General features: G+C 70.2%; 15 protein-coding genes. 12 read left to right on the top strand and 3 right to left on the bottom strand.

Annotated elements, in window-relative coordinates; all coding sequences use genetic code 11:
• The 11 genes from VGV60_00005 to VGV60_00055 form a co-directional block, all read left to right on the top strand.
• A partial coding sequence (locus VGV60_00005; protein HEV8699637.1) for a phosphoribosyltransferase family protein occupies nt 1-547 on the top strand: 547 nt, incomplete at its 5' end.
• Nucleotides 548-583: 36 nt separating this feature from the next.
• Nucleotides 584-2,494 carry an ATP-dependent zinc metalloprotease FtsH gene (ftsH, locus tag VGV60_00010; protein ID HEV8699638.1) on the top strand — a complete coding sequence of 637 codons (1,911 nt, stop codon included), beginning with the start codon at nt 584-586 and terminating at the stop codon, nt 2,492-2,494.
• A 94-nt stretch (nt 2,495-2,588) separates the two neighbouring features.
• Nucleotides 2,589-3,719: a dihydropteroate synthase gene (folP, locus tag VGV60_00015; protein ID HEV8699639.1), complete on the top strand. Its 1,131-nt coding sequence runs from the start codon at nt 2,589-2,591 to the stop codon at nt 3,717-3,719.
• A complete protein-coding gene (gene cdaA / locus VGV60_00020; protein ID HEV8699640.1) occupies nt 3,716-4,549 on the top strand; it encodes a diadenylate cyclase CdaA in 834 nt (277 codons plus the stop codon). The genes folP and cdaA overlap by 4 nt, the downstream gene beginning before the upstream one ends.
• Nucleotides 4,550-4,556: 7 nt before the next feature.
• On the top strand, nt 4,557-5,318 hold the full coding sequence (locus VGV60_00025) for a CdaR family protein (protein ID HEV8699641.1): 762 nt from the start codon (nt 4,557-4,559) through the stop codon (nt 5,316-5,318).
• Nucleotides 5,315-6,694: a phosphoglucosamine mutase gene (gene glmM / locus VGV60_00030; protein ID HEV8699642.1), complete on the top strand. Its 1,380-nt coding sequence runs from the start codon at nt 5,315-5,317 to the stop codon at nt 6,692-6,694. The genes VGV60_00025 and glmM overlap by 4 nt, the downstream gene beginning before the upstream one ends.
• 25 nt (nt 6,695-6,719) lie before the next feature.
• Nucleotides 6,720-7,442: a pyridoxine 5'-phosphate synthase gene (locus VGV60_00035; GenBank protein HEV8699643.1), complete on the top strand. Its 723-nt coding sequence runs from the start codon at nt 6,720-6,722 to the stop codon at nt 7,440-7,442.
• The gene (locus VGV60_00040) at nt 7,439-8,659 is read left to right on the top strand and encodes a thiamine pyrophosphate-dependent enzyme (GenBank protein HEV8699644.1); all 1,221 of its coding nucleotides are present in this window, start codon (nt 7,439-7,441) and stop codon (nt 8,657-8,659) included. Before VGV60_00035 ends, VGV60_00040 begins: the two co-directional genes overlap by 4 nt.
• 53 nt (nt 8,660-8,712) lie before the next feature.
• Nucleotides 8,713-10,830: a dehydrogenase E1 component subunit alpha/beta gene (locus tag VGV60_00045; protein ID HEV8699645.1), complete on the top strand. Its 2,118-nt coding sequence runs from the start codon at nt 8,713-8,715 to the stop codon at nt 10,828-10,830.
• On the top strand, nt 10,830-12,422 hold the full coding sequence (locus tag VGV60_00050) for a tetratricopeptide repeat protein (GenBank protein ID HEV8699646.1): 1,593 nt from the start codon (nt 10,830-10,832) through the stop codon (nt 12,420-12,422). Before VGV60_00045 ends, VGV60_00050 begins: the two co-directional genes overlap by 1 nt.
• Nucleotides 12,419-13,705 carry a VWA domain-containing protein gene (locus tag VGV60_00055; protein ID HEV8699647.1) on the top strand — a complete coding sequence of 429 codons (1,287 nt, stop codon included), beginning with the start codon at nt 12,419-12,421 and terminating at the stop codon, nt 13,703-13,705. The genes VGV60_00050 and VGV60_00055 overlap by 4 nt, the downstream gene beginning before the upstream one ends.
• 7 nt (nt 13,706-13,712) lie before the next feature.
• On the opposite strand, the gene VGV60_00060 is transcribed toward VGV60_00055, so the two are convergent.
• Nucleotides 13,713-16,082 carry a DUF3604 domain-containing protein gene (locus VGV60_00060; protein ID HEV8699648.1) on the bottom strand — a complete coding sequence of 790 codons (2,370 nt, stop codon included), beginning with the start codon at nt 16,080-16,082 and terminating at the stop codon, nt 13,713-13,715.
• A gap of 53 nt (nt 16,083-16,135) precedes the next feature.
• Nucleotides 16,136-17,011 (bottom strand): carboxypeptidase-like regulatory domain-containing protein, encoded by an 876-nt coding sequence (locus VGV60_00065; GenBank protein HEV8699649.1) that lies wholly within the window; start codon nt 17,009-17,011, stop codon nt 16,136-16,138.
• On the opposite strand from VGV60_00065, the gene VGV60_00070 reads away from it, so the two are divergent.
• Nucleotides 16,989-17,450 (top strand): Mut7-C RNAse domain-containing protein, encoded by a 462-nt coding sequence (locus VGV60_00070; protein ID HEV8699650.1) that lies wholly within the window; start codon nt 16,989-16,991, stop codon nt 17,448-17,450. The genes VGV60_00065 and VGV60_00070 overlap by 23 nt on opposite strands.
• On the opposite strand, the gene VGV60_00075 is transcribed toward VGV60_00070, so the two are convergent.
• A partial coding sequence (locus VGV60_00075; protein ID HEV8699651.1) for an APC family permease occupies nt 17,425-18,412 on the bottom strand: 988 nt, incomplete at its 5' end. The two genes, VGV60_00070 and VGV60_00075, sit on opposite strands and share 26 nt — an antisense overlap.

Genomic DNA, 18,412 nt, shown 5'->3' on the forward strand with positions numbered 1-18,412 from the left:
GGACCAGCTCCGGAAGCGCGTAGCCGAGATCGGGGCAGAGGTGACGCAGGCCTTCGCCGACCGGGAGATCTGCATCGTCGGCCTGATGAAGAGCGGGCTCGTATTCATGGCCGACCTCGTCCGCGTCATCCCCCTCGACATGACGTGCCACTTCCTGCGGGCTTCCTCGCTGCGGGAGCAGGGGGCGGGTCCGGCGCGGACGGACATCGTCTACTCCGCGGAGATTCCCTACGAAGGGAAGCACATCCTGCTCATCAACGACATCATCGATACGGGGATCACGTTGAACTTCCTCCTCGACCACATCCGCGAGCACGAGCCCGCGACCCTGAAGGTCTGCGCCCTGATCGACAAGCCGGGCGAGCGGAAGATCGACGTGCATCCCGACTGGGCGGCCTTCACGATCACCGAGCCGATGGAGCGGTTTCTCGTGGGGTATGGCCTGGACTTTGCCGAGTACTATCGCGGGCTCCCCTACATCGGGACCATCCCGCGTCCGGCACCGCCGGCCGAGGGACGCAAGATCACGATCACGCCGGGGAGCTAGGGAGACCATGAGAGTGGCCTCGGGAGGCCTGAGAAAGTGAACGCAACGTTCAAGACCGTAATGCTGTGGCTGTCGCTGCTGGTGGTGATCTTCCTGGCGTGGCACCTGGCCCAGTACCAGAACAAGGAGAAGCCCCTCAAGTTCTCCGAGTTCATGACCAAGGTCGAGGCCGGACAGGTCCAGGACGTGACGATCCAGGGGAACGAGATCCGCGGCCACGACGCCGCCCACGACGCCTTCCGGACCTTCGCCCCCGCCCGCTACGAGAAGCTCGTCGACAAGCTGCTCGAGAAGAACGTGGCCGTGACCGTCCAGAGCGACCAGACCTCCAACTGGGCCAGCGCCCTGATCACCGCCGCGCCCTTCGTCCTGATCATCGGCTTCTGGATCTTCTTCATGCGCCAGATGCAGAGCGGGGGCAACAAGGCGCTCAGCTTCGGCAAGTCCAAGGCCAAGCTGCTGGCCAGCCAGCAGAAGAAGGTGACGTTCAAGGATGTGGCGGGTGTGGACGAGGCCAAGGAGGAGCTCCAGGAGATCATCGAGTTCCTGCGTGAGCCGCAGAAGTTCCAGAAGCTGGGCGGGAAGATCCCCAAGGGGGTGCTGCTGATGGGCCCGCCGGGGACCGGCAAGACACTTCTGGCGCGGGCCATCTCGGGCGAGGCCAACGTGCCGTTCTTCTCCATCTCGGGCTCCGACTTCGTCGAGATGTTCGTGGGCGTGGGTGCTTCGCGGGTGCGGGATCTGTTCGAGCAGGGGAAGAAGAACGCCCCCTGCATCATCTTCATCGACGAGATCGACGCCGTCGGCCGGCACCGCGGCGCGGGCCTGGGCGGCGGCCACGACGAGCGCGAGCAGACCCTGAACCAGCTGCTGGTCGAGATGGACGGCTTCGAGTCGAACGACGGCGTCATCCTGATCGCCGCGACCAACCGGCCGGACGTCCTCGACCCGGCCCTGCTCCGTCCCGGGCGGTTCGACCGGCGAGTCGTGGTCCCCCGCCCCGACGTGAAGGGGCGCGAGGAGATCTTCAAGGTCCACACCCGCAAGATTCCCCTCTCCGACGACGTCGACCTCGTCGTGCTCGCCCGGGGCACCCCCGGCTTCTCGGGCGCCGATCTGGCGAACCTGGTGAACGAGGCGGCCCTGAATGCGGCGCGCTACAACAAGAAGGTCGTGTACATGGAGGACTTCGAGTCGTCGAAGGACAAGGTCCTCATGGGCACCGAGCGGCGATCGCTCATCATCTCCGAGAAGGAGAAGCGGCTGACGGCCTACCACGAGGCGGGACACGCCCTGGTGGCCTACTTCATGCCGCACGCGGACCCGATCCACAAGGTCACCATCATCCCGCGCGGCATGGCGCTGGGCGTCACGCAGCAGCTGCCGATCGACGACCGCCACAACTACACCCGCGACTACCTGGAGAGCACCCTGTCGGTGATGATGGGCGGGCGCGTCTCGGAGCAGATGTTCATGAGCGTCCTGACGACCGGCGCCGGGGACGACCTGGAGAAGGCGACCGACATGGCGCGCCGGATGGTGTGCGAGTGGGGCATGAGCGACACGCTGGGGCCGCTCACCTTCGGCAAGAAGGAGGAGCAGATCTTCCTCGGCCGGGAGATCGCGCAGCACCAGGACTACAGCGAGGCGAGCGCCGTGCTCATCGACCAGGAGGTCAAGACGATCTGCCTGGAGGCCTACGCGCGGGCCAGCAAGGTGATCGAGTCCAATCGCGACGCCCTAGTGCGGGTGGCCGAGGCGCTCCTGGAGTACGAGGTCCTGGACGGCGACGAAGTGACCACCCTGATCAAGGGAGAGGACCCGGTCGCGTTCATCGCCCGCAAGCGCCGGCAGCCGGCGCAGCCGGCGACGCGCCCGGCCCCGGAACCGTCCGCCGAACGCCCGCGCCCGGCGATCGCGCCTAATCCGATCAAGCAGCCTTCCTGAACTGTTCCCGCCGCGCGTGACAATGACCTGCAACGCGTTGGTTGTGGCTTCGACGTCCTTCCCCTCGCGCTCCGGTGACCGGCGGCGGCTGGGCGTGCCGCCCCTGAGGAGCGACGCGGCCGTCCGGACCGTGCGCCTCGAGGCGGTTCCCCCGCGCCTCGCCCGGGCGCTCTGCCGATTGATGACCGTCTCCGGGGGGTCCGCCCACGGAGCGCCCGGCCGGCGGGGGCGCGCATCCGTCGTCCTCCTCCAGGGCGACGGGAAGGAGTTCCACGCCTTCCTCGAGAGCGCCGCGAGGAACCAGGCCACCCGGTCGATCGCGGCGGAGGTCCGCGATGTCCTGCTGCGCTCGTCCACCCGGCCGCGCGTCCTGGCGCTGGCGCGCGGCCGCCTGACGTTCGGCGGCCGGACGCTCGTCATGGGCATCCTGAACGTCACGCCCGATTCATTCTCGGACGGGGGCCGCCACTTCGGGGGACGCGCGGCGGTCGAGCGCGCCCTGCAGATGGCGCGGGAGGGGGCCGCGATCGTCGACATCGGCGCCGAGTCGACCCGCCCCGGAGCGAAGCCGGTCCCGCTCGTCGAGGAGCTGCGGCGCCTGATGCCGGTCCTGGAGGAGGTCGTCGGGACGTTCCGCAGCGCGGGAGGGGATCGGCCCCTCGTCTCGGTGGATACGCGCAAGGCCGAGGTGGCCCGCCGCGCCGCCCGGGCGGGCGCCGATCTCATCAACGACGTCTCGGGGCTGACGTTCGATCCGGCGATGGCGGCGGTGGCGGCCGACAGCGGCCTGCCCCTGGTCATCCAGCATACGCAGGGCACGCCCCTCACCATGCAGAAGGCGCCGCGCTACACCCACCTGCTCCCGGAGATCGCCGCCTTCCTGCGCGCGCAGATCGATCGCGCCGTCCGGGCGGGCGTGCGCGAGGACAGGATCCTCATCGACCCGGGTATCGGTTTCGGCAAGCGCCGCCGGGACAACCTCGCCATCCTGCGTCACCTGCAGGTCCTCGCGTCCCTGGGCCGGCCGATCCTCATCGGCGCTTCGCGCAAATCGTTTCTCCAAGGGCCGTCGGATGATCCGCCGGACCGGAGGCTGGCGTCGAGTCTGGCCGCGGAGGCATTGGCCATCCTGGGCGGCGCTGATATCATCAGGGCGCACGACGTCCGGGAGGCGGCGCGCGTCGCCTCCCTCTGCGACGCCGTCCTGCGGGACCCGGCGCCATGATCGAGTCGTTCCTGAATCAGATCACCGCCTTGAACCTCGACTGGCGGGACCTCGCCGACATCCTGATCATGACCATCCTGATCTACCAGCTCGGCCTCCTGCTGAAGGGGACGCGCGCGCTGCAGACGCTCCTCGGCGTCCTCCTGGTGCTCCTCCTTTACAGCCTGACGGCCCCGGAGCGCTTCCTCTACATGCGCACGATCCACAGGGTGCTGGGGCACGTGCTGTTCTACGCGCCGTTCGCCATCATCATCCTGTTCCAGACGACGATCCGGCGCGCGCTGGCCCGGCTCGGACGGACGTCGCTGTTGAGGCTGGGCTATGCCGAGATGACCGACAGGATGCTGGACGAGATCATTCAGGCGGCGGTCACGCTCGCCGCGCGGCCCACCGGGGCGCTCATCGTCATCGAGAGGGAGCAGGCGCTGCCGGACCAGATCGACTCGGGGATCCAGCTCGACGCGTCGATCTCCTATGACCTCTTGATGAACGTCTTCACCCCCGGATCGCCCATGCACGACGGGGCCGTGATCATCGGCGAGGGGCGCGTCAAGGCCGCCTCGTGCTTCCTCCCCGTGACCACCAATCCGCAGCTGTCGCACGAATACGGATCGCGCCACCGGGCGGCGGTCGGGCTGACCGAGGAGTACGACAGCGTCGTGATCGTGATCTCGGAGGAGCACGGCACGATCCGGGGCGCGGTGGACGGGGGACTCAGCGGCCTCCTCGACCGGGCGTCGCTCCGGGCCTTCCTGCGCACCCACCTGGGCGGCCGCGACGCGTCGCACCCGGACGCCGGGGCCGCCGCCACGCGGACGCACGCCGCCTAGGAGCCTGATGCGCTTCAACCTGGGCCGGAACCTCTACCTCAAGGGCTTCTCGCTGCTCCTGGCGATCGTCTGCTGGTACGTCGTGCGCAGCGAGCAGGATCTGATCAGGGACTTCGCCGTCCCCCTGCAGTACGTGAACCTGCCGGCGGACCTCGACCTGTCGGGGCGGGTGGTGGACTCCGTGGTGGTCCGGCTGCGCGCCCCCGAGCCGGTCCTGCGGACCATCACCGAGGACCGCCTGGCGGCCCGCATCGACATGGCGAACGCCCCCCTCGGCGAGCAGTACGTCACGATGACGCCCGGGATGATCAGGGCGCCGGGAGGGGCGCAGATCGATCACATCAGCCCCGACCTGATCAAGGTGAGCATCGACCGCAAGGTGCGGCGCGACGTTCCGGTCGTGGCCGAGTTCTCCGGGACGCTGCCTTCGGGCTACGAGAAGGTGCGGCACGTCGTCGATCCTCCCCGGGTGTCGATCGAGGGTCCGGCCAACGAGGTGACGAAGGTGATCCGCGCCCTGACGGGAACCATCCTGCTCGACGGGGAGACCTCGGACTACGAGGTGGCGGCGACGCCGATCCCCGATGCCCCGTCCTGGAGCCGGGTGCGCGTCGTCTCCCCCCGGGGGCCGGTGCGCGTCCGCATCAGCATCGCCCGGACTCCCGGGTCGCCCCCCGGAGCCGCCCCGGGGGCAGGGACGCCGGGCGGCGTCAGCGCGCGGCCGACGACGCCGCGGCGCTTCGGCATCGGACGCGGGGGCCAGCCTTGAAGCGGCTCTTCGGCACCGACGGCATCCGTGGGGTCGCGGGTGAATTCCCGCTCGACGATTCCACGGTCGCGCGCCTCGGGCGCGCGCTCGCCGCGTCCCTGCCGTCTGCCGCGGGCGGGCCGCCGCGGATCGTCATCGGTCGCGACACTCGCGAGTCGGGACCCGTCATCGAGGAGGCGCTGGCGCGCGGCATCCGCGCCGGCGGAGGCCGCGTCGATCTCGCCGGCGTCCTGACCACGCCCGCGGTGGCCTGCATCACGCGCCTGGCGGGCTACGACGCCGGCCTCGTGGTCTCGGCGTCGCACAATCCCTACCGGGACAACGGCATCAAGGTCTTCTCCGGCACCGGAGAGAAGATCCCCGACCGGCTGGAGATCGACATCGAGCGGCTCGTCCTCGACGGCGGCAAGGCGGCGCTCCCGGAGCGGTCCGGCCCGCCCGGGGAGCCGCGGTCCGATCCGCCGGTCTTCCGGCCGCAGGACCTGAGGGACCGCTACCTGACCTGGCTGCTCGATGCCATCGAGCCGGGCCCATCGCTCTCGGGATGGAGCATCGTCCTCGATTGCGCCAATGGCGCCGCGTCCGACCTCGCCCCCGAGCTCTTCCGGCGCTGCGGCGCGACCGTGACCGCCATTCACGCCCGCCCCGACGGCCGCAACATCAACGAACGCTGCGGCGCCCTCCATCCCGGCGACCTGGCCGCCGAGGTGAGAAGCCGGAAGGCCCGTATGGGGCTGGCGTTCGACGGCGATGCCGATCGGCTTCAGGTCGTGGATGCCGGCGGCCGCGTCCTGGACGGCGACTACGTTCTCTTCCTGGCGGCCCTGGACCTGAAGGCGTCCGGGCGGCTTCGCAGCGGGAGCGTCGTCGGAACCGTGATGAGCAATCTCTGGCTCGAGCGGGCGCTCGAGTCGGAAGGGGTCCGGCTGCTGCGCGCCCCGGTGGGGGACAAGTACGTACTCGAGGAGATGCAGCGCGGCGGGCACGTCCTGGGCGGCGAGCAGTCCGGCCACGTCATCTTCCTGGAACGGGCGACGACGGGGGACGGGCTCCTGACCGCCCTCCTCTTCCTCGACCTGCTGAGGCGCACGGGCCTCGACCTGGCGGCCTGGGCCGCGACCATCAGGCCCTGCCCGCAGATCCTGCTGAACGTGCCCGTGCGCGAACGCCCTCCCCTCGATGCCCACGCGTGCATCGGCCCCGCCATTCGCGAGGAGGAGCGCCGCATGGGGGCGGGCGGGCGCGTGCTGGTGCGCTATTCCGGCACCGAGCCGAAGGCCCGCATCATGGTGGAGGGGGAGTCGCTCGAAGCCGTCGAGCAGGCGGCCGCGCGCTTGAGGTCGGTCATCGAGAAGGCGATCGGCCGGGACAGCTGAGGAGCGTGTCCGAGAGGGAGGCCCGATGGAACCGGTGAGACTCGGAGTGAACGTCGACCACATCGCCACCCTGCGCGAGGCGCGCCGCTCGCGCGAGCCGGATCCCGTCGCGGCGGCGATTCTCGCGGAGATGGCCGGGGCCGATCAGATCACCATCCACCTGCGCGGCGACCGGCGGCACATCCAGGACCGGGACGTGGACCTGCTGCGGCGCTCGATCACGACGCGGCTCAACCTCGAGGCCGCGGCCACCCCGCAGATGGTCACCATCGCCTCGACCCACAAGCCGGACACGGTGACGCTGGTCCCGGAGCGCCGGGAGGAGATCACCACGGAAGGCGGGCTGGACGTCCTCCTGAACCAGAACCTGGTCCGCAAGACCGCGCACGACCTGAGGGCGGCGGGGTGCGAGGTGTCGGTCTTCGTCGATCCCGACTACGATCAGATCAAGGCGATCGCCAAGCTGGAGATCGGCGTCATCGAGATCAACACCGCCAAGTACTCGGAGGCGACGAAGCCGGCCCAGGCCGCGGCCGAGGCGGAGAAGGTGGCGCAGGCGGCGCGCGCCGCCTCCAAGCTGGGCCTCCGGGTGCTGGCCGGCCACGGCCTCAACTACCGCAACGTCCGCCCCATCGTCCGGATCGCGGAGATCGAGGAGCTGAACATCGGCCACTCCATCGTGGCGCGCGCCGCCCTGGTGGGGATGGAGCGGGCCGTGCGCGAAATGAAGGATCGGATGACGCGATGAAGCGCCACCCGGCCTTCGATCCTCCCGAATACGTCGCCTTCGAGGCCGACCCCGGGGTCATGACCGAGTACCGGCAGACGCTGCGCCGGGACCCGCGACGCCTCCGGATCGTCAACGGTCTCGGTCCTGAGGCCCTCCTCCGGCTGTACCAGGGGCTGCTCCGGTGCCGTCTGACCGACATCACCCTGAAGCGCTGGGTGCGGCAGGGGGTGATCTCGAAGGCCTGGCTCGGCACGGGCGAGGAGGCGGTCACGGTCGGCAGCGTGCACGCGCTCGAGAAGGGGGACGTCTCGGGCCCCATGATCCGGAACGCCGGAGCCTGCGCCGAGATGGGCATGAAGGTGGCGCAGACGCTGAAGGCCTACCTGGGCACCGCCGATCAGATCACCAGGGGCCGCGATCTGCACACCGGCGATCCGTCGCTCGGGGTCATTCCGCCGGCCAGCCAGATGGGGAGCTTCGTGCCGGTCTTCACCGGCATCGGCCTGGCGTTCATGCAGAGGGGCGAGAAACGGGTCGGGCTCACGTGGGCCGGCGACGGCGCCACCCGGACGGGCGCCTTTCACGAGGGGATGAACTTCGCCGCGGTCCTGAAGGTGCCGGTGATCTTCGTGGTGCAGAACAACCAGGTGGCCCTGGGCACCCACGTCGAGAAGCACAGCAAGGGGCCGATGGAGGCGCTCCGACCGGCCTATGGCGTCGACGGACTCTCGTGCGAGGGGAACAACGTCCTGGACGTCTACGCCGCGACCCGGCTCCTGGCCGGGCGCTGCCGCAAGGGGGAGGGGCCGTTCATCCTCAATGCCAGGACCTTCCGCATGGGCGGCCACGCCACGCACGACGAGGCGGAGGGCAGGGCGCTGTTCGGCCCGGAACAATTCCGTTACTGGGGCCTCCGGGACCCCATCGGCACGTACGAGGCCTATCTTATGGAGGACGCCCCTGCCCTGGACGGAAGGCGGCGGCGCCTGGGCGCCGCGGACCGGCGGGAGGCCAACCGGCGCGCCCTGGAAGAGGCCGAGGCCGCCGTCATCGCCGAGGTGGACGAGGCCGAGCGGGAGGCCCTGGAGAGCCGCGCGAGCCGGATGCCCGATCCGCAGGACGCCGTGATCGGGGTCTACGCAGGGCCGGGGGCCGGGGCTGCCGGGCCGGCCGCGCCGCGCGGCGCCCGGGGCAAGCGGGCGACTCGCTCCGCGGGCGCCCGGCGGGTATCATAGGCCCCAGGAGCCCGTCCGGGTATTCGGATCGGCTGCTGGCACGGGGAGACTCGATGCGCACCAGGACCGCCGAGCGCGGCCAGGAGAAACGGGAGATCGCTCTCCAGGATCCGAAGGACCTCGGGCTCGGGCGCGAGGACCTGATCGGCCTCTACCGCACCATGGTCCTGTCGCGGCGGATCGACGACAAGGAGGTCCAGCTCAAGCGACAGAACCGCATCTACTTCCAGATCAGCGGAGCGGGCCACGAGGCGGTGCTCGCCGCGGCCGGTCATTTATTGAGGCCCGGGCAGGACTGGCTGTACCCCTACTACCGCGACCGCGCCCTCTGTCTTCAGATCGGCGTCACCCCGCGCGAGATGTTCCTCCAGGCCGCCGGAGCGGCCGACGATCCGGCCTCGGGCGGCCGCCAGATGCCGAGCCACTGGGGGCACAGGCGTCTCCGCATCGTGTCCCAGTCGAGCCCGACCGGCACGCAGTTCCTGCAGGCGGTCGGCTGCGCCGAGGCGGAGCGACTGCTCGACCCGGCCTCCGACGCCGTCGTCTACGTCTCCGGCGGCGACGGCGCCACCAGCGAGGGGGAGTTCTGGGAGTCGCTGAACGCGGCCTGCCTGCGCCGGGCCCGGGTGCTCTACCTGATCACCGACAACGAGTTCGCCATCTCGGTGCCGGTCGAGGCCCAGACCGCGGGCGGCAGCATCTCGCGCCTCGTCGCGGCGTTCCCGGGGCTCGACGTCCAGGAGGTGGACGGCTGCGACGTCCTGGCCTCGTACGCGGCCCTGAAGCGGGCCCTCGATGTGGTGCGCGCCCGGGACGGCGGCCCCGCCCTGGTGCACGCGCACACGATCCGCCCCTACTCGCACTCGCTTTCAGATGATGAGACGCTCTACAAGACGGACGCGGAGCGCGCCCGCGAGGCGGAGCGCGATCCGATCCCGCGTTTCGAGAAATTCCTCATCGCCGGCCGCGTCGCCGACCCGGGCTTCCTCGCGGCGCTGCGCGACGAGGTCGACCGCGAGGTGGACGAGGCGGCGCAGTCGGCCCTGGCCGCGGCTCGCCCCGACCCCTCCACGGTCATGCGGCACATTCACTCGGAGGAGATCGACCCGGCCTCCTCCCGTTTCGACTCGCCGCCGCGGCTCTCCGGCGAGCCGCGCACCATGGTCGATCTCCTGAACGACTGCCTGCGGCACGAGATGGAGCGCGACGAGCGCCTCGTCGTGTTCGGCGAGGACGTCGCCGACTGCACGCGGGAGGAGAACCTCGCGAAGGTCAAGGGCAAGGGGGGCGTCTTCAAGGTGACGCACAACCTGCAGCGCCGCTTCGGATCGGCCCGTGTCTTCAACGCTCCGATCGCCGAGGCCGGCATCCTCGGCCGGGCGATCGGCATGGCGACCCGCGGCCTCAAGCCGGTGATCGAGATCCAGTTCTACGACTATTTCTGGCCGGCGATGATGCAGGTGCGCAACGAGCTGGCGCTCCTGCGCTGGCGGTCGAACGGCGCCTTCTCCTGCCCGCTGGTCGTCCGCGTTCCGATCGGTGGGTACCTCCAGGGAGGGGCCATCTACCACAGCCAGTCGGGCGCCTCGATCCTGACCGCCATACCGGGGCTGCGCGTCGTGATGCCGTCGACCGCGCTCGACGCCAACGGCCTCCTGCGCACCGCCATCCGCTGCGACGACCCGGTGCTGTTCCTGGAGCACAAGCACCTGTACCGCCAGATCTACAACAAGAGCCCGTATCCCGGTCCCGACCACTCCATCCCGTTCGGCCGCGCCACCATCGCCCGCGAGGGCCGCGACCTGACGGTCGTCACGTACGGGGCCCTGGTGGAGCGCTCGCTGCGCGCCGCGCGCACCCTGGCCGCCTCGGGTGTCGAGGCGGAGGTGATCGACCTGCGCTCCCTCAGCCCGTTCGACTGGGAAACCGTGGCGGCCTCGGTGGGCAAGACCGGGAAGGCGCTGGTCGCCTACGAGGATCCCATCTCGTTCGGCTACGGGGCCGAGATCGCGGCGCTCATCGCCGATCGCCTGTTCGAGTTCCTGGACGCCCCGGTGCGGCGCGTGGCCGCCCTCGACACGTTCGTGGCGTACGAGCCCGGCCTCGAGGACCGCATCCTGCCCCAGGTCGAGGACCTGGTCCGCGTCATGAAGGAACTGAGCGCGTACTGATGCGCCTCCGGATCCTGACCGCCGCCCTGATCGCCGGCTCCCTGGCGTTTCCCTCCCCGTCCCTCGCCATCCCGGCCCCGGACGCCCGCACGCAGTCCTTCAGGCTGCAGTCCGAGGGGATGCGCCTCTACCGGGAGGGCAAGTACAAGGACGCCATCCAGGCCCTGCAGCAGGTCGTCAACATCAACCTCAACTCGTTCCTGGCGTTTTACTACCTGGGCATCTGCCTGAACGCCGACCGGCGCTACGGCGAGGCGATCGAGCCGCTCAAGATCGCGCTCGACCTGCAGCCCGACTACGTGCAGGCCCACCTGGCTCTCGGTGACGCCTGCCTGAAGCAGGGGGACACCGGCGAGGCGCGCGCCGAATACCTGCGCGCCCTCGAGCTGCAGGCGGGGTACGCCCCGGCATACGACGGGCTGGGACGGCTGTTCGAGACGATCGGCCAGGACGACGAGGCCGAGACGCAGTACCGCAAGGCCCTGGAGATCAACGTCGCCTTCGCCGACGCCTACACGCACCTGGGGGACCTGTACCTGCGCAAGGACCGGCCGGAGGACGCCATCCAGCTCTTCCTGAAGGCGATCGCGATGAAGCCGGATTTCTCCAGCGCGTTCACCCGGCTCGGCGTGGCCTACGCGCGCGAGAAGCTTTATGACGATGCCATCGCCGCCATCCGCAAGTCCCAGACCCTCACCCCCCTGGATCCCGAGCCCTACGTGTCCCTCGCCCGGATTTATCTCGAGCTGCAGACGTTCGTGCGCGCCGAGGCGGAGATCCAGGCGGCGCTGGCGCAGGACCCCGACCACTCCGGGGCGCACCTGGTGCTGTCCGACCTGAAGCGCGCCCGGGAGGACTTCCCCGCCGCCCTCGAGGTCCTGGAAGGGCTGCACGAGCGCGGCATCGACGACGCGCTCATGCGGCGGGCCGTCGCCGAGGCCCTCAAGCGCGTGCGGCAGGACGCCGCCATCCACGCCGGACTGGTCGCCGCGGCCGGACGCGTTCCGGCGGCCCCCTCGGATCTCGTCGCTCTGGCCCGCTTCCTCTCGACCCAGGGCGCGCACCGGCGGGCCGGAGAGCTCTTCCTGGACGCAGCCACCCTGCTTTCGACGCCGGCGCCCGCCGGCCCGGCCGCGGCGCCGGGCAGCGCCCCGATTTCGGCGGCCCAGGCGACGTTCGAGGCGGGGACCGAGTTCCTGGCGGCGCGCCTCTACCCTCGCGCCGCCGATCTGTTCTCGAGCCTGGCGCAGCCGGCGGCCGGCGACGCAGGCAGCGAGTCTCCGGATCGGGTCCCGGCCGAGCTGCGTGCCGCCGCGCTGTTCAACCTGGGGGTGGCGCGCGCCGCCCTGCGCCTCGACGAGCAGGCGATCGAAGCGTTCTCGTCCTACGTGTCGGGCGCGACCGGGGACGCGCGCGGCTTCCTGTATCTGGGGAACGCCTGCCTCCGCCTGGGCCGCAAGGATGCGGCCCGCGCCGCCTACCAGTCGTTCCTGGAGCGTGCCAGGCCCGGGCCGGAGATCGCCCAGGTCCGGCGGATTCTCGAGAGCCTGGGCCGGCCTTCGCCGGGTTCGGGCGCGGGAAGCGTGCCGTGAGGCGGCGCGGATCGGTCCTCGTCCCGGTGGTCCTCGTCTGTGTCCTCCTTCTGAAGGGGCCGGGCGCGCGCGGGCAGGAGCCCGCCCCGGCCCCCGCTCCGGCCCCCCCGACCGCCGCCGAGCCGCAGGCGCCCGCGCCCGCGCCGGAAGGAGCGACGCCCAAGCCACCGCAGGTGCGCACGCGCAAGGGGTTCGCCATCCGGATCACCAACCCACTGAACAACGATTTCCGCTTCGGGCGCTCGGAGATCGATGCCGAGGTCGCATCGGCCGATCCGGCCCTGATCGAGAAGGTCGAGTTCTTCGTCGACGACCGGCTGGTCTTCATCGACACCGAGCCGCCGTACAAGTGCTTCTTCGACTTCGGCTCCGATCCGCGCTCGTGGGTGATCCGGGCCGTCGGGTACCACCGCGAGGGGGTCACGGTCTCGGACACGGTCATTCTGAAGAAGGTCGTCCTCAACTACACGGTCGAGGTGAACCGGGTCATCCTGTTCGCCAGCGCCCACGAGAAGGGGGGCGATCACCGCCCCGCCGTCAATCTGAAGAAGGAGGACCTCGTCCTCGAAGAGGACGGCGTGCGCCAGAAGATCATCGACTTCTACATCGAGAAGCGTCCGATGACCCTGGCCGTCATCCTCGACAGCAGCGGGAGCATGCAGGCGGCGATGGACAAGGTGCACGTCGCCGCGGGCCGGTTCGTCGACAACCTGGGGATCGAGGACCGGGCCCTGGTGATCGACTTCGACGAAAAGGTCTATTTGTTGCAGGACCTGACGAACGACAAGGACCTGCTGCGCAGGGCGATCACCAGCACCAACGCCCTCGGCGGCACGGCGCTCTACGACGCCCTGTACGCCTCGTTCCGCAGGCTCCGCGGCATCGAGGGGCGCAAGGCGATCATCCTCCTGACCGACGGCGACGACACGTCGAGCAAGTTCTCCTTCAAGCGCATCCTGGACGAGGCCAAGGTCTCCGACATGATCATCTATCCCGTCGGCATGGGGACGACGTTCCTGGACGTCGATCTGCGCCGCATCCTCAAGACGCTCTCCGAGGAGACCGGCGGAAGGGCCTACTTCCCGTCGAAGGTGGAGGAGCTGCAGGACGTGTACCAGGAGATCGCGGACGAGCTGAAGAGCCAGTACTACCTCACCTACGAGCCGGCGAACACGGTCTGGGACGGCCGCTGGCGCAAGATCAAGCTGGATGGGGCGTCGGGCCGCGATCTGGACGTCCGGACGCGCAGCGGGTACTACGCCGTCAAGAAGTCCGTGAAGTAGGGACCGGTCAGCGGGACCAGGTCACCCAGACGGGACTGGACCAGACCACATCGTCCGCCTGGCCGTCCTCCGCGCCGGGCGTTTCCAGGAACACGCGCACGTAGTACAGCCACTCCTGCGGCCAGAACCCGTCGGCCGGAAGCGGGTTCTGGAGCGCGAGCGTCCCGGTCCATGTCTCGGCGTTGGGCGTCTCCGAGCGCAGCAGCTGGTAGGGCACGAAGGGGTTCCCCGCCTGCGCGCCCCAGACCTCCAGGCGCGTGATCGTCATGCCGGCCATCACGTCGATGCCGGCGCTGATCGGGCCGGGGCCGCGGACGCTGATCGAGCTTCCCATCGGCCATCCCCCGACCCTGAAGTCCAGCCAGGCGCGCACGCCGGTGGTGGCGTAGGTGCGTCGCGCGCCGAGCGCGTCGAAGATGCCGGCCCGGTCGCGGGACGACGCCAGGACGACGGCGAACCCCGCCGGCTCGTTGAAATGATACCGGCCGCCGTCGGCGGCCATGTCGTCGTTGGTCCCCGCCATCTGCGAGTGGTTGTCCGAGGACCCGATGACGCCGAGGTGCGCCGCCCGGTTGCGCCAGCCGTAGCGGAAGCTCCAGACGCCGGGCGAGGGATCCTCCCCCTCGAAGGCCGTCCAGGCGCCTTCCCCCTGGTATGGCTTTGCGGTGATCGACTGCTGGTTGTAGTTGCGCGCCGAGAAGATCTCGCCCACCCTCTGGTACGCCTCGACCAGCGAGCGCGGGGCGACCGGCGAGTAGCCGTAGGCGTAGTCCCAGTCGATGTTCTTCTCGTAGGACGACATCATGTGCGGTATCACGAGGACGCGATCGGGCCCGTATCCCGCCAGGTTGTAGAAGCGCTCGAGGCACTGCGGCGGCAGGAAGCGGGCGTCGCCCGGCAGGATCGGCAGCGCGTCGACCGGATCGAAGTCCCGGAACATGACGATGCGGTGCAGGTACGTCGCCACGAACAGGTTGAGGTGGTGGCTGTGCCATTCGTAGCCCGGGAAGACGATGAACGACCCGGCCGATTCGGTGTCGAACGCGCGGGCGACCCCCTGGGCATGCGACCACCAGTCTCCCAGCCCGCGAATCGGAAACATCTCCCCGACGCAGCGCCCCCCCGCGGCAAACTCGGGATCGGCGGCGACGGCGGGCGGCAGCCGGTAGCCCTCCGTGCGCACCGAGTGCTCGGTGAGGGCGGCGAAGTCCTCGCCCGCGACCTCACGCAGGTGGGTCAGGGTGTCCCGGGCGGTCGTGTACAGCGCCATGTGATCGCCGGGAGTGATCCAGCCCAGGAACTTGCGCGTCTCGCCGCCGTCCCCCGAGTGCACGTGCAGGTCCCCCACCAGGCGCTGCGCCGGCGGCGGGCCGTCCCAGGCCCGGGTGTAGTGGTAGACCGGCCGCGCGCCCGCGAGGGCCGGCACGATGCGATAGCTCCCGGCGGCCGCGTAGATCGCCGTCGACTCGCGGCGCCACTCGTTCTGGAACGCGAGCGAGGCGGTCACGCCGCCGGTCAGGTCGACCGATCCCGTGATCGGCCGCGGATTGCCGTAGCGATCGGTGACGACGACCGAGAATGTGAACGGCGTGCCGGCCTGGACGTCCAGAGGCGCCAGCGCCCGCACGAATGCGGCGTCCGGCAGCGGCTCGATGGTGAGCGGCTCCACCTGGTCATCGCTCAGGACGGTCCAGGGGCCCGCCTTGGGGGTCCCGTTCGGCAGGGTCACGAACGATCGATAGCGGAAGTGCGCCCGCAGCGGACGTTCCGTCCAGGCGGTGGCGCGCGCCGGGACTTTTCCCTTGTAGGTCAGGCGCAGGCGGTCCCCCGCCGTCATGAGCTGCCAGGGCTGGAGGTAGACCCCCAGAATGTGCGGGTAGGGAAGAAGGGCGATCGGATCGAACGTCGCGACGGCGAGCTGGACCTCGCGCCCGGCCCCCTTCTGCCCCACGAGGACTGCCTGCCAGTAGCCATCCTGTCCCGCGAAGGCGCAGGGAAGATTCTTCCAGCACAGGAGAGGGCTGTCGAACTCCCCCACGCCGGTCGACACGTTGTCCGTGTCGCTGCTGAGCGAGCTCGCCAGCGGCAGCTCGATCTGCACGATCGACCGGTCCCCCTCCCACCCGGTGTTGATCGTCGCCGGCAGCCCGCCGCCCTGGAGGGTTTCGGGGAGGGTGAATTCGAAGGAGAGCGCCGGCCCGGTGGGGTCCCCCACCCGCTGACCGGCGATCAGGATGTCAGGCGTGACCGTGAGGAGATACGGGGCTGTGACGGCCGGGTCGGCGGCCCGGATGCCGCGGCCGCCGTCGGGAAGGAGCGCCAGGGCGGCCAGGCCGGCGGCCGCCGCAGGAATCATCCACCTGAACGAACGCCCCATCCGCCACTGCCCCTCGAACCAGGTTGAGGAATGTTAGCACGGGCCCGGAAGGCTCACCGCCTCTGCGGGGGGACCGTCAGAGGCTCTTCCGGAGGGGGCCGGTCCTCCGTTCGCCCCTTGAAGTTCAGCGGGTAGTCGACCAGGGACAGGCTCAGCTTGAGGCCGTACGCGGGGGACACGTCGACCGACTTCAAGTCGATCGAGACGTATCCGGGCGAGGAGACCAGCACCCGGTACCTCCCGGGCGGGACGGCCGGCAGCGAGAACGCCCCGTCGATTCCCGAGAAGGCCTGGAAGACCCCTTGGCCCGCCAGCGGGAGGAGCATCACGGAGACCTCGGGGATCGGCCGCCTCTGCGCGTCGACGAACGTGCCCCGGACCGGCACCGGTCCCGCCGGTTCCTCCCGCGCGGCGGCTCCCGGCGTGCCGGCGGTCGCCTGCTTCTTCAAAGCCTCCCCGAGCAGCACAGCGGGGTCCCTGATCCCCTTGTCTCCCGACTGCGGCCCCATCTCGAAATCCACGATGTTCCTGAAGGGCGGTCTGACCTCGATCCTCTCTTTCCTGCGGGTCAGGTCCTCCAGCGTTCCGACCTCGATGTCGTAGGTCCCCGCCGGCAGGTCCTTGAAGACATAGGCCCCTCTGTCGTCCGTCCCCGTGACGCGCAGGACGCCGTCCTGCCCCTTCGACTTGAGCTGCACCATGCACCCCACCATCGGCTTTTTATGCGGGTCCTGGACCGTTCCGGTGATCGTCCCGACGACGCGGCGAGCGGGGGGGGAATCCGGCACGGGGCCCTGCTGTTCCTGGGCGGACGAAGGGGCCGCCGCCAGCAGGAGGATGGCCAGGCCCAGAGCGAGTTCCCGTGTCATCGACATGGTGGCAGAATTATAGATGAGGAGCGCCTCCTTGAAGTTCGCGGCCGACTGCATGCTCGGGACCCTCGCGAAGTGGCTCATCATCCTGGGGCACGACGTCCTCTACGAATCCCGCATCGAAGACCGCAGGCTGGTCGAGATCGCCCGCCGGGAGGGCCGCACCATCCTGACCTGCGACCGCCGGCTGGTCGAGAGGCGCGCCGCCCGCGACCATATCCTGATCCGGAGCCAGGATCTGCGCGCCCAGATCCGCCAGGTCCTCGCGGAGCGCGGGCTCCGCATCCGCAAAGATAGGCTTTTCCGCCGCTGCATCAAGTGCAACCGCGCCACCCGTCCCGTGTCACGCCGGTCCGTCCGCCTCGAGGTCCCGCCCTACGTCTATCGCACCCGCCGCCGCTTCACGCGCTGTCCCGGGTGCCGGCGGATCTTCTGGCGCGCGACGCACGTCCGGAACATGCTCGCGGATCTCAGGACCCGGATAGCGGAGGATTGACCGGGCGGCCCAGGCTCCTCCGCAGGACAGCGTACAGCGGAACGCCGGCGGCGGCCACCGCGCAGCCGGCGAGCGCGGTGGGCGTCTGTCGCACGGCGATGTGCGCCGCCACGCCGAGGACCGCGAGGACGAACAGGGCCGGGAGCCACGGGTAGCCCGGCATGCGGAAGATCCCATCCTCCCGGTCCCCCGGCGCGCGCCGGCGCAGCACGAACAGGCAGGACGCCACGACCGCCAGGGACAGCGCGTCGGTGAACATGACGAACCCCAGAAGCTTCTCGAACGAGCCGAGGAACAGGAGGGGCACGAACGCCGTGAGGCCGAAAAAGGCGAGCCCCGGCCCCTGCGCCTGGGTATGGTGGTCGAACCGCCCCAGGACGGCGGGAAGGAGCCGGTCCTCGGCCATGGCCAGGTAGCTGCGCGGCAGGTGGAGCATCGTCGCGTTCACGAAGCCGGCCGCGGACAGAAAAATGGCGATCGACACGAACGCCTCTCCCGCCCCGCCCAGGATGCTCCGGGCGAGATCGGCGGCGACCAGCGGCGAGGCCGCGACGCCGCGGGCGCCCAGCGCCCGGACGTAGGCGAGGTTGATCGACAGGTAGAGCGCCGTGACGATGAGCATGCCGGCGCAGACGGCCCGCGGCAGGCCGCGACGGGGCTGCCGCACGTCCGCCGCCAGGTTCATGGTGTTCTGGTAGCCGCCGTAGGTGTAGAAGACCGCGACGAGCGCGGCGAGCCAGCCGGCCGGGGCGGGAGAGGCCGGCGCCGCATCGCCGACCGTCGCGGCGCCGGAACGGGCGAGCAGAATCCCCGCGGTGGCCAGCCCGGCGATCAGGACGATCTTGGAGAGCGACAGGACATTCTGCGTCCGCGCCCCCGTCCGGATCCCGGCGTAGTTGAGCGCCAGCAGTCCGCCCATCATGACGGCCGCGAGCCAGGTCGCTTCCTGTCCCGGAGCGCCG

This window comes from Candidatus Polarisedimenticolia bacterium (genome assembly GCA_036001465.1).
GTDB lineage: Bacteria > Acidobacteriota > Polarisedimenticolia > Gp22-AA2 > Gp22-AA2 > Gp22-AA3.